Source organism: Streptomyces sp. NPDC050085 (assembly GCF_044460595.1).
GTDB lineage: Bacteria > Actinomycetota > Actinomycetes > Streptomycetales > Streptomycetaceae > Streptomyces.
The window spans coordinates 1,305,706-1,320,086 of the sequence record NZ_JBITJZ010000001.1 but is presented as its reverse complement, the minus strand read 5'-3'; the positions used below and the strand labels follow the sequence as shown (position 1 = coordinate 1,320,086).

23 protein-coding genes are annotated in these 14,381 nt (G+C 67.2%); 8 read left to right on the top strand and 15 right to left on the bottom strand.

Features of this window, described 5'->3' with window-relative positions; translation table 11 throughout:
- Positions 1–10 precede the first annotated feature (10 nt).
- From ACIBUY_RS05710 to ACIBUY_RS05685, 6 genes are all read right to left on the bottom strand, one after another.
- Positions 11–253 carry a hypothetical protein gene (locus ACIBUY_RS05710; RefSeq protein WP_365567299.1) on the bottom strand — a complete coding sequence of 81 codons (243 nt, stop codon included), beginning with the start codon at positions 251–253 and terminating at the stop codon, positions 11–13.
- Positions 254–350: 97 nt separating this feature from the next.
- Positions 351–572 carry a hypothetical protein gene (locus tag ACIBUY_RS05705; protein WP_365567297.1) on the bottom strand — a complete coding sequence of 74 codons (222 nt, stop codon included), beginning with the start codon at positions 570–572 and terminating at the stop codon, positions 351–353.
- Positions 569–739: a hypothetical protein gene (locus ACIBUY_RS05700; protein ID WP_365567295.1), complete on the bottom strand. Its 171-nt coding sequence runs from the start codon at positions 737–739 to the stop codon at positions 569–571. Before ACIBUY_RS05700 ends, ACIBUY_RS05705 begins: the two co-directional genes overlap by 4 nt.
- Positions 736–909 carry a hypothetical protein gene (locus ACIBUY_RS05695; RefSeq protein ID WP_365567293.1) on the bottom strand — a complete coding sequence of 58 codons (174 nt, stop codon included), beginning with the start codon at positions 907–909 and terminating at the stop codon, positions 736–738. Before ACIBUY_RS05695 ends, ACIBUY_RS05700 begins: the two co-directional genes overlap by 4 nt.
- On the bottom strand, positions 906–1,280 hold the full coding sequence (locus tag ACIBUY_RS05690) for a hypothetical protein (RefSeq protein ID WP_365567291.1): 375 nt from the start codon (positions 1,278–1,280) through the stop codon (positions 906–908). Before ACIBUY_RS05690 ends, ACIBUY_RS05695 begins: the two co-directional genes overlap by 4 nt.
- A gap of 107 nt (positions 1,281–1,387) precedes the next feature.
- The gene (locus tag ACIBUY_RS05685; protein ID WP_365567289.1) at positions 1,388–1,663 is read right to left on the bottom strand and encodes a hypothetical protein; all 276 of its coding nucleotides are present in this window, start codon (positions 1,661–1,663) and stop codon (positions 1,388–1,390) included.
- 277 nt (positions 1,664–1,940) lie between these two features.
- Here ACIBUY_RS05685 and ACIBUY_RS05680 point away from each other — a divergent pair, with 277 nt between their 5' ends.
- Positions 1,941–2,114 carry a hypothetical protein gene (locus tag ACIBUY_RS05680; RefSeq protein ID WP_365567287.1) on the top strand — a complete coding sequence of 58 codons (174 nt, stop codon included), beginning with the start codon at positions 1,941–1,943 and terminating at the stop codon, positions 2,112–2,114.
- Positions 2,115–2,217: 103 nt separating this feature from the next.
- Here ACIBUY_RS05680 and ACIBUY_RS05675 read toward each other — a convergent pair whose 3' ends face one another.
- Both ACIBUY_RS05675 and ACIBUY_RS05670 read right to left on the bottom strand, forming a co-directional pair.
- The gene (locus tag ACIBUY_RS05675; protein ID WP_365567285.1) at positions 2,218–3,252 is read right to left on the bottom strand and encodes a DUF932 domain-containing protein; all 1,035 of its coding nucleotides are present in this window, start codon (positions 3,250–3,252) and stop codon (positions 2,218–2,220) included.
- A 92-nt stretch (positions 3,253–3,344) separates the two neighbouring features.
- A complete protein-coding gene (locus tag ACIBUY_RS05670) occupies positions 3,345–3,656 on the bottom strand; it encodes a hypothetical protein (protein WP_365567283.1) in 312 nt (103 codons plus the stop codon).
- Between the two features lie 438 nt (positions 3,657–4,094).
- On the opposite strand from ACIBUY_RS05670, the gene ACIBUY_RS05665 reads away from it, so the two are divergent.
- The 6 genes from ACIBUY_RS05665 to ACIBUY_RS05640 all read left to right on the top strand — a co-directional run bounded on the left by ACIBUY_RS05665 (position 4,095) and on the right by ACIBUY_RS05640 (position 7,076).
- Positions 4,095–4,283, top strand: coding sequence for a hypothetical protein (locus tag ACIBUY_RS05665; RefSeq protein ID WP_365567282.1), 189 nt, complete (start codon positions 4,095–4,097; stop codon positions 4,281–4,283).
- On the top strand, positions 4,283–4,912 hold the full coding sequence (locus tag ACIBUY_RS05660) for a hypothetical protein (protein ID WP_365567280.1): 630 nt from the start codon (positions 4,283–4,285) through the stop codon (positions 4,910–4,912). The genes ACIBUY_RS05665 and ACIBUY_RS05660 overlap by 1 nt, the downstream gene beginning before the upstream one ends.
- A gap of 42 nt (positions 4,913–4,954) precedes the next feature.
- Entirely contained in the window at positions 4,955–5,227 is a 273-nt protein-coding gene (locus ACIBUY_RS05655; protein WP_365567278.1) for a hypothetical protein, read from the top strand.
- A 280-nt stretch (positions 5,228–5,507) separates the two neighbouring features.
- Entirely contained in the window at positions 5,508–6,047 is a 540-nt protein-coding gene (locus ACIBUY_RS05650) for a hypothetical protein (protein WP_365567276.1), read from the top strand.
- A gap of 195 nt (positions 6,048–6,242) precedes the next feature.
- Positions 6,243–6,863, top strand: coding sequence for a hypothetical protein (locus tag ACIBUY_RS05645; protein ID WP_365567274.1), 621 nt, complete (start codon positions 6,243–6,245; stop codon positions 6,861–6,863).
- A 12-nt stretch (positions 6,864–6,875) separates the two neighbouring features.
- A complete protein-coding gene (locus ACIBUY_RS05640; RefSeq protein WP_365567272.1) occupies positions 6,876–7,076 on the top strand; it encodes a hypothetical protein in 201 nt (66 codons plus the stop codon).
- Positions 7,077–7,149: 73 nt separating this feature from the next.
- Here ACIBUY_RS05640 and ACIBUY_RS05635 read toward each other — a convergent pair whose 3' ends face one another.
- The 6 genes from ACIBUY_RS05635 to ACIBUY_RS05610 all read right to left on the bottom strand — a co-directional run bounded on the left by ACIBUY_RS05635 (position 7,150) and on the right by ACIBUY_RS05610 (position 12,362).
- Complete coding sequence (locus tag ACIBUY_RS05635) at positions 7,150–8,706, bottom strand: hypothetical protein (RefSeq protein WP_365567270.1); 1,557 nt, start codon at positions 8,704–8,706, stop codon at positions 7,150–7,152.
- Positions 8,703–8,978, bottom strand: coding sequence for a hypothetical protein (locus ACIBUY_RS05630; protein WP_365567268.1), 276 nt, complete (start codon positions 8,976–8,978; stop codon positions 8,703–8,705). Before ACIBUY_RS05630 ends, ACIBUY_RS05635 begins: the two co-directional genes overlap by 4 nt.
- Positions 8,965–9,534: a hypothetical protein gene (locus ACIBUY_RS05625; protein WP_365567266.1), complete on the bottom strand. Its 570-nt coding sequence runs from the start codon at positions 9,532–9,534 to the stop codon at positions 8,965–8,967. Before ACIBUY_RS05625 ends, ACIBUY_RS05630 begins: the two co-directional genes overlap by 14 nt.
- On the bottom strand, positions 9,531–9,890 hold the full coding sequence (locus tag ACIBUY_RS05620) for a hypothetical protein (protein WP_365567264.1): 360 nt from the start codon (positions 9,888–9,890) through the stop codon (positions 9,531–9,533). Before ACIBUY_RS05620 ends, ACIBUY_RS05625 begins: the two co-directional genes overlap by 4 nt.
- The gene (locus tag ACIBUY_RS05615; RefSeq protein WP_365567262.1) at positions 9,887–11,290 is read right to left on the bottom strand and encodes a hypothetical protein; all 1,404 of its coding nucleotides are present in this window, start codon (positions 11,288–11,290) and stop codon (positions 9,887–9,889) included. Before ACIBUY_RS05615 ends, ACIBUY_RS05620 begins: the two co-directional genes overlap by 4 nt.
- 172 nt (positions 11,291–11,462) lie before the next feature.
- A complete protein-coding gene (locus tag ACIBUY_RS05610; RefSeq protein ID WP_365567260.1) occupies positions 11,463–12,362 on the bottom strand; it encodes a tyrosine-type recombinase/integrase in 900 nt (299 codons plus the stop codon).
- A 395-nt stretch (positions 12,363–12,757) separates the two neighbouring features.
- Between ACIBUY_RS05610 and ACIBUY_RS05605 the strand changes: the two genes are divergently transcribed.
- Positions 12,758–13,513 carry a GntR family transcriptional regulator gene (locus ACIBUY_RS05605; RefSeq protein ID WP_399151891.1) on the top strand — a complete coding sequence of 252 codons (756 nt, stop codon included), beginning with the start codon at positions 12,758–12,760 and terminating at the stop codon, positions 13,511–13,513.
- A gap of 40 nt (positions 13,514–13,553) precedes the next feature.
- Here the strand turns inward: ACIBUY_RS05605 and ACIBUY_RS05600 are convergent, their stop codons facing one another.
- Complete coding sequence (locus ACIBUY_RS05600) at positions 13,554–14,330, bottom strand: hypothetical protein (RefSeq protein ID WP_365567256.1); 777 nt, start codon at positions 14,328–14,330, stop codon at positions 13,554–13,556.
- Positions 14,331–14,381 lie beyond the last annotated feature (51 nt).

Below are 14,381 nucleotides of genomic sequence, written 5' to 3'. Positions count from 1 at the left end.
GCGGGCGAGCTCAGGCGGCCTGGCCCATGTCGTAGCGGTAGGCGTCGCACTGGTCGCGCTCGTCGTCGAAGCAGGTCGGGCACAGTGCCTCGCAGACGCAGAAGGCGCGTATGACGTGCCATCCCTCGTCTTCGAGTTCATCCTCGTCGTACTGCGGCGGCGCGATGTCATTGCAGCGCGCGCATTCGGTGCGCGCTTCGGCTTCGAGGTCGTACTCGGGGTGAGCGTCGAGGCTGTTGCGGGCGATCTTCACTGGGTTTCCTTCTCTCTTGTGCTCTGTCTATAACAGTACAGATGGCATGGAAGGAATGCCGGACCGCCGGCGGGTGACGCCACTCACCCGTCGCGCCTCACGCCGCCCGCGAGGCGCGGAGCCGCGCCAATACGCGTACCAGCGGATAGACCACCTCGGGGCCCTCGTGCCGCGCAATCTGATACAGCGCCTGCCGCTCCTTCTCGTCGACCTCGACGTCACCCAGCTCCGCGAGCATCGCGTCCAGATAGCGCCGCGTATACCGATCCGCGGCCTCAAGCCACAGGCGCCGCTCGTCGAGGTCGACGTCCTTGCTCACAGCAACCCCAGGTCGTTGAGGTGGTCGAGCATCTCCAGGCAGCCAGCGCAGTACCCGTCGTACGTCGGCATCGGGTCATGCGCACCGACGGGGCACCGGTCGCCCCGCTGGATCAACGCCCCACGAGCTTCGGGCCACTTGCGTACGTCGGCCGGTCGGTCGCTCACTGTTCGTTCAACTCCTTCTCGCGCTCGACGGCGCGCTGGTGCATCTCGTGGGTGTAGCCGGCCTGGCAGCCAGGGCGGCAGAGCGAGCGGGGAGGCGCCTCGCACTCCTCGCAGGTGTCGTCGAAGTCGGTCGGACGCCATAGCCGCAGGTGCGGCTGTCGGCCGCTCATGCAACCCTCACGCTGTAGATGTTCTGAAGGTGTTCGCGGGCCGCTACGTACGTCGCCCACAGGTCGGCGCGCTGCTCCGCGTAGTGCCTGCGCAGAGCCTCGGCCTCGTCTTCGGTCTCTGCCCGGTCGAGGCCGATCAGGCGCGCGACGGATGTGATGCGTGCGACGGCCGACTCCACGTCGTCCGCGTCGATCTCGTCCCACCCGCTCGCGGCGCTCGCGCACATCACCTTGCCGTTCCCCTGCGGGAGGACTATCCCGATGATCTGTCCGAAGCGGTTCTCGATGTTGGCCTGGACGAGGTTGCCCATGTCGTCGTAGGTGGCCAGGGCGGGGGAGTCGAACAGGTTCATGCGTACGGCGTGGCTCATGGGCGGTGCTCCTTCTCCCGCCCCTTCATGGGGCGGGATTCACTCTCTCATGCTCTGTCTATGACGGTACAGGAGTGGGGTGGCTGTTCCAAGTTGCCCCCGGTGGGTCAGGCGAAGAATCCCTGATTGGAGATCAGGGTCCAGCCCTGCTGTACGGCGAAGCGGACGGCTTCCTTCTGGTAGCTGATCTGGTCGGCGGTGGTGGATGCTTCGGCGGTGATGTCGATGGTGGACTGAGCGTTGGGTGTGCCGATGTTGCCGGCGTCTCGGTCGCTGTTGGTGCGGGTGAGCTTGCCGTTCATGACGAGGATGGTGAGGGTCTGGTCGTCGCGGCGCATGACGGCGCTGGCGGCGTTGTGCTGGGGGCTGATGAACGTCGACATGGTGCGGACTCGCTTTCGTGTGTCTCTCTCGCTCTCTGTCTTTAACAGTACAGTGTGAGAGCAGGTGGTGCCGGATCGGCGTCGGGTGACGCCGCTCACCCGCCGGAAGCCTCGATGCGCGGAGCACCTAACCGCCGGCGCGGACTGGTGCAAGGACCGTGCACCAGTCCGCGGCATCGAACGAGCGGCCGGTGCGACTGCCTCGGATGGGCGCATCGCGCGTGCCCTGCATCGCCCCCCCCCGTGCCGCACCTCGGCCCGGACTGGTTGACCGTGCATGGAACAGCAGCGCTTCGCAGATCTCGCCGACGCCTACTGGCTCGACACCCCAGACTTCGCTCCCGCCGAGGGACTGGATCCCGAACGACGCTGGCCCGGTGGCCTTCGTACGCTCGCCCTGGCCTGCGCAGTCATTGCAATCGGCCTCGCCCCGGTGGCCGCAATGCGTTGACGCGAAAGCCCCCAGCGTTCGGCTGGGGGCTACGCGGAGAGAGCGAGGAGAGGTCAGTGCAGTGGTCGGCCCCCTCTCGCCGGAGGGGGCGCTGACGGCTTCCTCACGCGGCGAGTGAGACGGCGTTGCGGGCCATCTTCCACGCGCGCAACTTCATGTCCTGAGGACGAATGACATTGCGGTGGAGCATCGAGTCGGCGGACTCGGCGCGGCGCAGGTGGTCAGCCCACTCGATGGCGCTCTGGGCGAGGCCCAGAGCGCTGCCCATCAGGGGCGCGTTCGTCTCCATCTCGAACAGGGCACGCAGCGTCTCGCGCTTGGACTCGGTCGCCTTGATCGCCCTGTCGGTTGCCTCGGCGCCGATCGGCATGGGGAAGTAGTTGCGGACGAACGCCTCGCGGACCTTGCCGTCGATCCGGATGTGGGACAGCTCGTCGAAGAGGCTGGAGATCATCCCGAACTGGTTGCGGGTCTGCGCGACCAGCTCGTGAACCTTCTCGGTACGCAACTGCCACAGGCTCGTGTGGCGGATCGTCGCGTGCATCCCCTTCTTGCGGCCCGTCGCCTCGCTCGCGGCCATCTGGTTCGTGCAGATCCAGCGCGTCGCGGTGCCCCACACGCGCAGCGCACCCCCGCCGTCGTGCGACGTGGTGAACGCGAGATAGGGCGTTGTGGGTGAGAAGTCGCCCGGCAGGACGGTGTCGTCGCCGATCTTGACGAGCCCGAAGATCTTGCGGCCCTCATTGAGTTCGACCAGGTGCTCAAAGGTTGTGCCGGGCACGTCGAGGACGGGGTCGATCAGGCGCCCGAGTGCTTCGTGGGTGATTACGCCGTAGCCGTCACCGACTATGCCGAGCGTCTTGCCGCCGCGCCCGCGGGTGAGCCGCTTGTAGTCGGCCTCGACCTCGTAGACGGGGCGACCTTCGTCGTCGAGGCCGGTGACGATCGGGTGCCCGTTCTCGTCGCAGCGCGGGATGCGCTGCTCGGTGGGCTCCCAGGTGAGGCCGGCGGCTTCGCGGGCGGCGTTCCAGGTGGGGGCGCCGATCTGGTTGTGGTCGCCGAGCAGCTTCCAGGGCTGCACCCGCAGGGAGGCGGCGGGGATCTCGACGGTGTTTGCGGTGGGGGAGGCGATGGTCATGGTCTTGGCTCTCTTCTCTCTTAAGCTCTGTTTAAAACAGTACAGCAAGGGGGTGGCGGTTCCAAGCCACCCCCTTCGGGTGGCGGGGTGACTTAGTCGGCGTAGCGCATCTCGCGGACGGTGGGTGCGGGCCATGGGTGGTCGAGTTCGGCGCGAGAGGCGTCCAGGGCAGCCATCTCGGCGGTGATCTCGGCGATCAGCACGTCGCGGTGACGCTCACTCAGGGTCGCGACAGCCAGTGCGCGTGCGGCTATCTGGTACGTGCGGCGCTTCTTGGCGTCGGCCTCGCATGCCATGGCGAGAGTCATCTGGGTCCACGCGTGGTTGAGCTCGTCGTGCTTGATTTCGTGCAGGCTGTCGAGGGCGTCGTTGTACTTGCGGTGGGTGTTGGCGGCGTAGTTCATGATGACTCATTCTCGCTTTCGTGTGCGTCTTTCTATCTGTCTACAACAGTACAGAATGTTCCGGTGTGGCGCCGGATTCAGGCCGGGTGACGCCACTCACTCGACGCGCCTCTCGATGTGCGGAGCACCTAACCGGTGAAAGCTGGATGCTCCGTACATCTGACCGAGGGTTCACGGGTGAGTGGGGTCACTCGCCGACGGTCCGGCATCCACCCGTTCGATTCTGTACTGTTATCAATGTGAACGAGCGAGAAGATGACTCGCTCACCCGGGCGGCTAGCTGGGGTGTGCGAACCACTGCACGCGCTCCGCTATCGCCCCCAACGTGGGCACAGTTGACCATCAATTCGCCCCCCGCGGGGACGGTCCGCAGGCGGCATAAGCGCTCAAAAGTCGGCAACCCGACCTGTACTGCTAAGAACCAAGAAAGACAGCGTCATGAACCACATCCCGACCCCCGAACGCGGTGACTTCATCACCGTCACCCGCGACGGCCGCCGAGAGACCGGCATCGTCCTGAACGGGTACACCGACCCCCTCACCGGAGATCGCACCGTGATCGTCCGCGCCCACGGCGCCACCTTCGAGGTTGCTGCCGCCGCCTGCACCGTCGTGGAAACCGCCTGATGCCCTCCGTCACTGAAGAGGACGTCTACGCCTGGGTCGCCCGCCAGAGCGCGCCGGTGAAAGCCTGGGGCATTGTTGACGCCTTCGAGGGCGACGATGACTGGGACGTCTACATGGCGATCGGCCGCCTGAAAACGAGAGGCCGGCTCGTCCTCTGGCCCGCCGGCTACTGGCGTCAGATCGGCGTCGAGACCTTCCATGCCGCCCACAAGGGTGTCCACGACTACTACTACGCGACCGACGAGAACGCGCAGGCCTGGAACCGTCCCCCGTACTCCGTCATGTGGGTCTCCTCCGACTTCATCAGCGACACCGACCCCGACGCCTGGATCCGCGGCTACGCCCTGCGCGGCGTGAAGATCACCGGCGATGAGTACGACATCGCCGGCATCGACTCCGACGACTGGTCGCGCTACTTCTGGACCGGCCACGCGGCCAACGCGTCCGAGGCGTACGCCACGGCGATCCGCAGCATCGGCTATGACGTGTGGTCCTACGCCGAGTTCGAGACTGACCTGGACGTCATCGTCGACATGGTCGCGACCGTCCAGGCCGAGTTCGGCGACAGCGACCCCGCGGACATCGCGAACGAATACCGGGCCCGACGCGCGACGGAAGAGGCCGGTTGATGTTGCACCGCGACGGCGAAGAGAACGAACAGGACGCCTGACATGTACGAGAGAGATACCGAGCAGACCGTACGCCCGTCCGGGAACATCGTGCTGGGCCAACTCGATACCGGGAGTGCCGCGCGCTACGTCGGCCGCCACATCCAGGGCAGCGACCTATCCACCGGAGGGGGTATCGCCGGCCACCTGCGCGCAGTCGAGAACGGACGGCTCGTCATCGTCAACGGCTTCGGCGTAAACCGCGTCGACCCTGCCGACTACGGATGGGTGCTGCATCCGGGCCGCTTCACGCTCCGCGGCAAGGCGGTCGAGTAGGGGCTGAGGCGGGTTCTTCATGACGCGAGTGGCAGTCCGTTTCAGACACACCAGGCGCGTCCCAGATTCTCTCCGGCCGCCATGCCCGCTCCAGGCGCCCGGGGGTCCACTCTGCTTTTCCCGAAACAGTCTGCACCCCGTATCCAGCCACGATATTTTAGTGAGCCAAGCACCCCATATTGGCTGGTCAACAGGGGTCCGTTGGGGGTCTGCAAGGGGTCCACTCTGCGGTCGGTGTCAGGGCGGAGTTCAAGCAGGCCAGTGGGATGGAGGGGTTGTGGTGGGTGAGCAGTGGGTTTCGTCTGCGCGGGCGGAGTGGGTGTGGCGTGAGGTGTGGTCGCAGGCGGTTTCCGAGGGGTCGCCGGATGATGTGGTGCGCCTGGCGGTGATGGTGGGGGCGGTGCGGGTGACGCTCGCGCGGCGGGCGGAGTTGTGCCGGGTGAGGCTGTCGGATCACCGGCCGGTGTCGCGGAAGCTGACGGTACGTCGGACGAAGTTTCAACAGATCCACACGGTGGATGTGGATGATGACCTGCACCGCGTACTCACTGACTGGCGGGCGCGGCGCAAGAGACTCGTGGGGGAGTTGGAGGGGGCAGATCACGGCCGCATGTTCGTGACGTGCCATCACACGATGTGGCGCGGCGTCGAGGGGCGGGTGACGAAGCAGGTCGGGTTGCCGCTTGCCGAGCCGGGCGTGTTGTGGGCATGGAAGCGGTGGGCGGCCAAGACGAACGCGGAGCATGCGGGGGAGCTGGGTTGGGAGCCGCTGCCGTCCCGGTTCGAGCAGATCCGCCAGGCCTGGAGGCGGACGTCCTAGGGGAACTCCCTGCCCGCTCTCTGGAGTGCCGGCGCCCTAGATGATCAACGTCTGACGGTCTGTGTCACCGTTCGGCGCCGCACGGGGCGGGAGGAAGTTGAGAGATTTCGAGCCCCGCCTCAACCGGTTGTGACCTGCGGAAAGTGTCTGGTCGGCCGGTTGTGGTCGTGCATGGCTCTCAGGGAGGACCGGCAGGTGAAGAAGCTGAACCGCAAGGCCAGTGCTGTAGCTGCGTCGTTGACGATGGGCGCCGCTGCTCTGTTGGGGGCTGCGCCAGTAGCGCAGGCCGCTGACGGTGCCGAACTGCAGGATGCCGTCGAGAGTGTCGCTGACGGCACGTGGACGGAGGCTGACCTTGATCTGATCCGTCAGAACCCGGAGCTGGCCGCCATGGTTCCGGACCCGGAGGCGGACGCGGAGGTCGAGATCTCCGACAGCACCGAAGACGACGGCGGCATCTCCACCCGAGCCGCCAAGGGCACCAAGACGGTCAATGTCTCTGTGCGGAACAGGAGCCTGCTGGGCAGCACCATCTACGAGTACAAGAACACCGTGACCTTCTCCTACAGCGGCGGCAAGGTCACCAAGTGGGGCAGCCGCTCCTACAGCTTCCCGTACAAGCAGGGCGTGGTCGATCTCCAGAAGCGCACCGTCAACACGGCATCAGCGACGGGCAAGACCACGGCCAAGTCGACGATGGAGCACCAGGTCAAGCTGTGCGCCCCCATCTACGGCTGCTACGCGAACAACTACCCCAAGATCGAGATAACCGCCAAGGGCACTGGCGGGTACACCTCGAAGACCAAGCCGCGCTAAGAGGAATCCATCATGTCGAAGTTGTGGCGAAGCATCCTCGCGGGCACCGTCAGCATCCTCACGCTGCTCGCCCTCGTCCTGGTGGTCCTGGGCGGGCAGGTCGGAGTTCCCGAGACCGCGGTACTCCTCGTGGCAGCCGTTGCCGGGGTGGCCCTCGTAGTGCGCCGAGCTAGGCGCCGTTACCGGACAGCGGACGGTCCGGAGTACGCGTGAGCGCACGGCACTAAGCCAGTGGTCCCCTGACAGATGGGGTCTGTCAGGGGACCACTGTTTCCTGACAACGGACTCACGGTGCCTTGGGTCCTTTGAGATTGCGGACCGTCTTGGTCGGTCGCAGGGGAGCGTCCTCGGGGCCGCGGACGTGTTCCAGGATCGTGATGGGCTCGTGCACGCAGGCGTCGCCGAGTTCGGCGTGATGGTGGGGGTTGGGGCACTGGTTGCGGTCGTGCTCGACGACGGGAGTCCGCCATTTCAGCGTCCAGGAGGCACCCGTACGACCCGCCGGGTTGTAGTGGCGCCCGGTGCCGTTGCCGCCGATGGTGACGACGCGGACGCGCCCGTCGTCCTGGATGCCGCGCCGGCGGTCGCGTTTCTGGTCGCTGGGCCGCCGGGCGTGTTCGGTGGTCTTGGTGATCGTCTTGCCCAACACCTCGGTCTGGGTGATCAGTTCGTGGACGGCAATCAGGACCCGCTGCGCCAGCTCGTTGGAATCCGACGGTTCGGCATCATCGCTGATGGCGGCGGTGAAGTGGTGGCCCTCGCCTATGACGGCTTCGGTGTCCCACATGACCTTGGGTAGGTGGCTGCGGGTGCGGGCGGTGTAGAAGGTCAGCCACCAGCGCACGCCGCCCGGCAGGATCATGTCGGCCGGGACCTCGAAGGCTTCGAGACGGCCGCGCCCGACCGTGGGGCCGGACATGAGCCAGGTCCCGGGCCACAGGTGGGGGTCCCACTGGTTCCAGGACACGGCGACGATCGCCTGGTCCGGGTCGCCGGAATCGATCGGTGTCTCGAACGCGACGAACCCTGCCCCGGGCAGCATCCGACGGGCGGTCACAGGCGCCTTCTGGGCGCGCTTGGCCTTGCGCAGAGCGACCTCGCACATCACCGCATCCACGTAGTACAGGCGAGCGCGCTCCAGCGTGTGGGCCTCTTGCCCACACAGGAACCCCGTCGACTCGTACAGGTCCTGCGGGTCCGTGGTGTGAGAGGCGTAGGGACACAGCACGAAGCCGCCCTCGGCTAGCGCCGAGCCGACGTAACTGATGCCGGCCGGGCTGCGGTAGAAGGCCAGGAGCCTGTCCCGCAGCTCGGGCAGGGCCTTGGGGTTGGGTTTCCACTCCCACGCCACTCGTTCACCCTGAGCGGGCACTGTCTGCGGTCCGCTGCCGACGTCCAGGACCGGGGCGGCCAGGCCCTCGTACTCGGCTCGCACACACGCCGAAGACAGCACGGCGAGAACGCAGTTGCCGAGGAACTCATCGCGGTAGATGCCGTCCTCGCGGTCGAACTGCGCCTGCAACACCTCCGGCCCGGCAAGGAGGGTACGCAGGATGATCGGCCGCATCTCGGGGGCCTGGATGCGCAGCGCGTCGACCCGGTCGACGTAGTGGGCCCAGCTGCCGAACCGTTTGGTGACGTAGTCGTGGGCCTGGTGCATCGCGAACGCCGCGACCGCGCCGGCGATCCCGTCACGCATCAGCGACACCGCATGTGCCGTGGAGCGCCGGACCAGGGTTTCGCGGGACTGCACGGCCTCGTGCCGGGAGTTGTTCACCGTGCGGGCGTCGTCAACCAGCAGTTGGTAGCCGACGAGGATGTTCGGGGTGATCACATTGATCATGAGCGGGGATTCCGTACGTGGACGTGGGCGGGATCGGCGGGGATGCCGGTACAGATCTCTGTCAGCAGCGCATCGGCCTCGACGGCCAGCGGTTCGTCACGGCCCTCATACCGGCCGTGCCCGTACCAGGCGACGCAACCGGCGGGGGTGCAGTACCCGAGGCAGGCCGGATACCGGTAGGGGATCTCCCACCGCAGCCAGACGCCGCCGGGGGACTGCACCCAGCCCCAGGACGCGGGGTCGAACCCGAGCGGTAGCTCAATCAGGAACACCGCGTTGCCCCTCCGCGCACACCGCCTGATCCAGCACCGCGAGCAGGACGGTGTAGTGCTCGTCGAGGTGCTGCTTGACGGTTCTGGTCTGCTCGCGAATCCGCGCGGCCGAGGGGCGGTGCTCGCTGGCGGGGTCCCCGTTGGCGATCTGCGCCTGAAGTGTCGCGATGGCTGCCATGCGCTGGGCCATCACAGCGAGGCGGGCCGCCGGCGACGGCGGGAGGAGCATCGCCATCTCCTCGCTCGTACGCGTCGCCCGCGCTGCGACCAGGCGCGTGAACTCCACACCGGCCTCGATGACGAGGGCGTCGTCGTCCAACTCCGTGAACGGGGCGGACAGGACGCGGAAGATGGCCGAGGCGACGTCGGCGTGCCATGCCCCCACGTCGTGCGGATTACGGCCCACGGTGGTCAGGGCCAGGCACATCTCGCGCTCGACGACCGTGCTGAACATGCCGAGCAGCATCGGGAGGTCGTCCTCGTCGAAGCGCACGTCCCCGGCGGGTTCGATGCCCAGGCATCGCAGTGCGTCCACAATCTGCTGGGGAGTAATCATGCGAAGAACTCCCAGTCCAGGGGCACGAGTTGCTCTACCTCGCTCGTGTCGATGGGCTGAGCATTGAGCGACGGGAGCGCTCCCGCCTCGCTCGGGTACTCGACAAGGTGCACCAGCGGCACCTGGCCCCAGCCGAACACGACGCGCACCGTGCGTACGCCCCACAGTCGATAGTGCTGGGTGACGCTCTCGCGCAGGAACGCGACGGTCTGCTCGTCGAGCTCGGCGGGATCGTGGGTGCACTTGATCAGGGTCAGGACAGTGTGGGCGTTCAGGAGCCAGGACTGAGTGGGGAACAGCACCGTCCCCGGGGCCAGGAGAGGGCCATCGTCGATCAGCTTCGGCAGTGCGTTCATGCGGCCTCACCGGCCTGTGACGACTTCGGCAGGGTGGGCAGGAACCGTGCGTTCTCCGGCATGACCGGGAAGCTGGGCAGATCGCGGGGGACAGCGAAGTCCCGCCGCGGGGAAACCCGCAGGATCTCGTTGCCCTCCAGCGTGTTGCCCCACGTCTTGAGGAGCAGGTACAGGTGGAACGGGCCGACCCGCTTGCCGACATCGATGCGGTTGTACTCCACCGTGTCGGCGGTCATCAGGTAGTCCCGCAATGCCGCACTGGGGTCGCCGACCGTGAGGTTGTAGCCGTGGTGCAGGCGCGCGAACCACGAGTCGATGTACCGCTGCTGCACCGGGTCGGTGTAGTGGCGGGTCAGCAGATGGTGGGCGACGATCGCAGCGGTCTTGTTGAAGCCGCGCTCGTGCAACTTCCCCCAGTACATCGACTGACGGATGTCGCCGTTGGCGTCGAGGTGGGCGACCTGCTGGTCCTCCGAGACATAGGCGTGCGACCACTCCGACTGCGGCAACTTGTCGTACAGGTACAGCAGTTTGACGGCGGCCCCGAGCTGGTTGGCGTTCTTCTCGCCGAGGCCTTGCAGGGTGTTGGCGACGGTGCGCCGACGCTGGCGGTCGATGTAGCGGAACATGGCGCGCGGCACGTTGTGCCAGACCATGAACGGCACCTTCAACGTGATGTTGCCCTCGAGGTTTTCGGGATCAGTGGCCCAGATGAGAGCGAACAGGCGGGTCTGGCCGTCGAGTGGAAGCCCATCGGGGTCGAGCAGGATGCCGTTCAGGATGGCGGCCCACTCGCCGCGCAGCATCATTCGTCCGTAACGCTTCTCCGTCATGGGGGAGCGTTTGCGCTGATAGGCGGGTAGGCGCTCGGTCCACTCCAACGCCGTCTTCCGGTCGACGAGTTGAGGTCTGGCTTCGCACTGGTCGAATGCGGCGAGGGAGTAGATGGACACCTCGTCGGCCTTCGTCATGGCCCGTACGCCGTAGTCGTCGGGGTGGACGTCGCCGGGCCGCTGACGAGGCACCTCCTGAAGGACCTGAGCGAGGGCTGAGTCGGGCCGGTCCTCGAAGGCGGTCCCGGCGAACAGCGCGGCCGCGACGCCGGGGTCCGCGGCCCTGGCGGCATTGATCCGCGCATCGCGGGCGGCGGTCTTGGACTGCTGGTACAGCTCGTAGGTCCAGCCGATGCGGCGCAGGCGGGTCAGGGTGTTCTGGAACGACTGGTCGCTGTTGAAGTGGGTCCCGATGGACGTCGCGCAAGCGACGGTCTCGCCGGCCTTCTTGCGCTCGATGTTGACGGCCCAGAAGCCGCCCTTGGAGCGGTGGTTGGCTGTGCAGGTGAACCCGGGCGTCTTGTTGATCTTCGCGGCGAGCTTTTCGGGTGCTTCGAGCTGGGGCATGTGCTGTCTTTCTGTGCAGGTGGCACGCCTGCGCTGCGCGCCGCAAACATGAAGTCGGCTGCGGGTGAACTGGTTTGTTCTGGCGCATGTGGCCTGGTTACGCCGGGTAGCACTGGGGTCGGTGGCGTCCTGCTTACTTGCACTAAGCGGGACGCCACCTTGTTTGTGCTGGCTACTCGTCGTCGCCCATCGCTTCCTTGAAGCGCTGGATCTGTTCTTGTAGTCGTCGGAGTCGGAGGACTTCGCTCGCCATGCGGGCTAGGAACGCGTCCTTGTCCCTGGCGAGTTCGAAGGCCAGCTCGTTCATGACGTGGTTTCTGCGCAGGTCCAGTGATGCCTTGAGCGGTGGCACGCTCGGTAGGCCTGGCAGCTTGCTTGCGGACTCCTTTGCCTTGTTCTGGCGGGGTTTGATGTAAGCCTCGCCCGACTTGATCGAGCCGTGTCGGGCCTGGTCACGTGCCGTGTAGGGGTCGCTCGCCGAGGCGTAGTACGTCTCGGTGATGAAGAACGCCCGTGTGCGGTGGAACGAGATGTCGTTCATTCCGGCCTTCTTGGCCCAGTACAGGAACCGTTCCGTGACCCGCTTGCTGGTCAGGTCCGGGAAGAGCCGCCCGTCACGCTTGAGCAGTTCTCCGAGGGCGTCTATGACGAACTTGTCGACGTAGACGTTGGCGGTGACGCCGCCTTTGCCCTCCTGGACGGTGATGATCCCGCCACCGGTTTCCGGGTCGACTACGACGTGGTGGCTGCACAGGCCGGCGACCTCGAAGGCGCGAAGGCCTGCGTAGGCGCCAAGGACGACGGCGCGCCATATGGTCACGTTGCGGTCGGCGAGGAAGTCGAGCAGGTCGGTGACCTGTTCCTCGGTGAGGGGTCTGGGGTTGTGGCGTGGTTTCGCCGGCGGTGCGATCCCGTCGACGAGGTGGGGGTTTCCCGCCCACTGACCGAACTTCTTGCAGCCCCACAACAGCAGCCGTTTCCCTGAGGCGGACGGCGCCTTGTTGCCGCTCGCGCCGTGCTGGAGGTAGCGCTGTATGTGGTCGCTCGTGAGGTCGGCTGGGTGAACGCCCATGTGCCGACAGATCCGCTCTACGTACCCAGCGCACTGGGTGGCGGAACGTTCCGACAGCTTGGGGCGGGGTCCTATGATCTCTTGTCTGAATTGCGTGAATATCTCCTCTGGTGTGCGGTTGCGTTGCACATGAGGAGGTATCTCCCGTAACGCGTTGACGGATGCATCACGATTGAGCGGGTTTGGTATACCGCTATCCGATACGTGTTCGATGCACGCAGTGCAGGTCATCAGGCTGCCACCGCTTCAGTGACGAGGTGCTGACCTCCGGTTTCGGCGCCTATGCTGCACGACCAGAACAAATCGGGGTTTGAACTGCGGGCCCGGCGCCCTATGGTTCTTCGTTGGGCTCGGGACAAAGGGCCAGGAACAGTCGTGAAGGGGATGACCGGGCGATGACTGGGGTGGAGCAGGCCAGAGCGCGCGCGGCACACGGCGCCCTCGGGGTGCCCGAGCAGCGGTCCGCCACCGCATGGCAGGGGGCGCCCGTCCCCGCCCGGAGCCGGGGCGAGCACACCCACAGCGAGCCGCCCGCGCCGCGCGTCGCCGTCCGCGGCAGCGTCGGCCGGACCTCGGTGCGCGGGCAGGTGCTCGACGCCCTGCGGGCCGCGCTCCTCTCGGGTGAACTGACGCCCGGCGAGGTCTACTCCGCACCGGTCCTGGGAGAGCGGCTCGGGGTCTCCGCGACGCCCGTGCGCGAGGCCATGCAGCAGCTGGCGCTCGAAGGGGCCGTCGAGGTCGTGCCCAACCGGGGTTTCCGGGTGGCCGAGCGGACGGCCCGCGAGCGGGCGGAGCTCACCGAGGTGCGCGGCCTCATCGAAGCCCCGATGGTGCTGCGTCTGGCCCGCGCGGCGCAGCCGGTGTCCGTGGCCTCGGTGCGCCCCGCCGCGGAGGAGACGGTGCGGGCGGCTGCCGCCGGGGACGTGGCGCGCTACGCCGAGGCGGACCGCGCCTTCCACCGGGCCCTGCTCGCCCTCGCCGGCAACGAGCAGCTCGTCCGGGTCGCAGACGATCTGCGACGCCGGGTGGTCTGGTCGGGCTGCGACCTGGCGGCGGACGCGGCTGAGCATGTCGCGCTGCTGGATGCGCTGGAGTCGCGGGATCTGCCCGAGGTCACTTCTTTGGTGCGGGCACACTTCGGTTCTTCCTAGAGCCGGTTCTTCTTGAGCCCCGGGCCGCGAGCCGGGCGGGCTATGCGGCCGCGGGCAACGCCCCCGCCAACCACGTCGGCACACCCCCGAGCAACCTGAACAACCGGCCCGCCTCCGCACGCAGCCGCGCCTGGGTCTCGGGCTCCGGCTCCGCCTCCGCCAAAGAGACGAGCGCCGGGGCCGTGCCCACCAGATAGCCGAGTTCCTCGCGCAGTCGCAGGGACTCCGCGAAACCGTGCCGCGCCTCCGTCAACTCCCCGTCGCGCAGGGCCAGTCCGGCCAGATGGCGCCAGGTGAAGGAGAGCAGCAGGCTGTCGCCGTGGGCCGTGGCACCCGCATGGGCCCTGCGGTACGCCGCACGCGCCGCCTGGGGCGAGTCCGCCAGGTTCTCCGCCATCAGGCCCCGGCGGAAGTCGAGCAGCGCCCGCGCCGCGGCCCCGGGTGCGATGAGCGCCGCGGCGCGGCCGAACGCCGAGCGGGCCTCGTCGACCCGGTCCCGGACCTTCAACAACGTAGCGGCGTAAGCGAGTTGACCGCGCTCGCACGCCGCCGCGCCGCGCTCCTCGTCCGTGTGGGCGACCGCCTCGGCGGCCCGCAGTGCGTCCTCCGCGTCGGCCCAGCCCTGCTCCGTGTACAGGCAGCGCTCGCCGAGCAGCGCCGCGCGCTGCAGCGCGGCGGCGGGATCCGTCGTCGCGTGCCGGTCGAGGAGTGCTGCCGCGTCGGCCCAGCAGCCGCGTGAGCGCAGCCGCCATACCGCGGTCTGGAGTGGATCGTCCCCTGCGTTCGTTCCCGTACCAGACATGGCGGTATGCGCCACGTTGCCCTCCCCGAGCACGCCGTCGAGCCGAGTTGATGTGGGGCATCTCAG

Bases quoted from the DNA above. Each gene is read 5' to 3' on its own strand.
- ACIBUY_RS05635 (WP_365567270.1), bottom strand. From the start codon at position 8,706: ATGATCAATGTGATCACCCCGAACATCCTCGTCGGCTACCAACTGCTG.
- ACIBUY_RS05675 (WP_365567285.1), bottom strand. From the start codon at position 3,252: ATGACCATCGCCTCCCCCACCGCAAACACCGTCGAGATCCCCGCCGCC.
- ACIBUY_RS05685 (WP_365567289.1), bottom strand. From the start codon at position 1,663: ATGTCGACGTTCATCAGCCCCCAGCACAACGCCGCCAGCGCCGTCATG.
- ACIBUY_RS05670 (WP_365567283.1), bottom strand. From the start codon at position 3,656: ATGAACTACGCCGCCAACACCCACCGCAAGTACAACGACGCCCTCGAC.
- ACIBUY_RS05625 (WP_365567266.1), bottom strand. From the start codon at position 9,534: ATGATTACTCCCCAGCAGATTGTGGACGCACTGCGATGCCTGGGCATC.
- ACIBUY_RS05655 (WP_365567278.1), top strand. From the start codon at position 4,955: ATGTACGAGAGAGATACCGAGCAGACCGTACGCCCGTCCGGGAACATC.
- ACIBUY_RS05665 (WP_365567282.1), top strand. From the start codon at position 4,095: ATGAACCACATCCCGACCCCCGAACGCGGTGACTTCATCACCGTCACC.
- ACIBUY_RS05680 (WP_365567287.1), top strand. From the start codon at position 1,941: ATGGAACAGCAGCGCTTCGCAGATCTCGCCGACGCCTACTGGCTCGAC.
- ACIBUY_RS05695 (WP_365567293.1), bottom strand. From the start codon at position 909: ATGAGCGGCCGACAGCCGCACCTGCGGCTATGGCGTCCGACCGACTTC.
- ACIBUY_RS05690 (WP_365567291.1), bottom strand. From the start codon at position 1,280: ATGAGCCACGCCGTACGCATGAACCTGTTCGACTCCCCCGCCCTGGCC.
- ACIBUY_RS05615 (WP_365567262.1), bottom strand. From the start codon at position 11,290: ATGCCCCAGCTCGAAGCACCCGAAAAGCTCGCCGCGAAGATCAACAAG.
- ACIBUY_RS05605 (WP_399151891.1), top strand. From the start codon at position 12,758: ATGACTGGGGTGGAGCAGGCCAGAGCGCGCGCGGCACACGGCGCCCTC.
- ACIBUY_RS05660 (WP_365567280.1), top strand. From the start codon at position 4,283: ATGCCCTCCGTCACTGAAGAGGACGTCTACGCCTGGGTCGCCCGCCAG.
- ACIBUY_RS05640 (WP_365567272.1), top strand. From the start codon at position 6,876: ATGTCGAAGTTGTGGCGAAGCATCCTCGCGGGCACCGTCAGCATCCTC.
- ACIBUY_RS05620 (WP_365567264.1), bottom strand. From the start codon at position 9,890: ATGAACGCACTGCCGAAGCTGATCGACGATGGCCCTCTCCTGGCCCCG.
- ACIBUY_RS05610 (WP_365567260.1), bottom strand. From the start codon at position 12,362: ATGGGCGTTCACCCAGCCGACCTCACGAGCGACCACATACAGCGCTAC.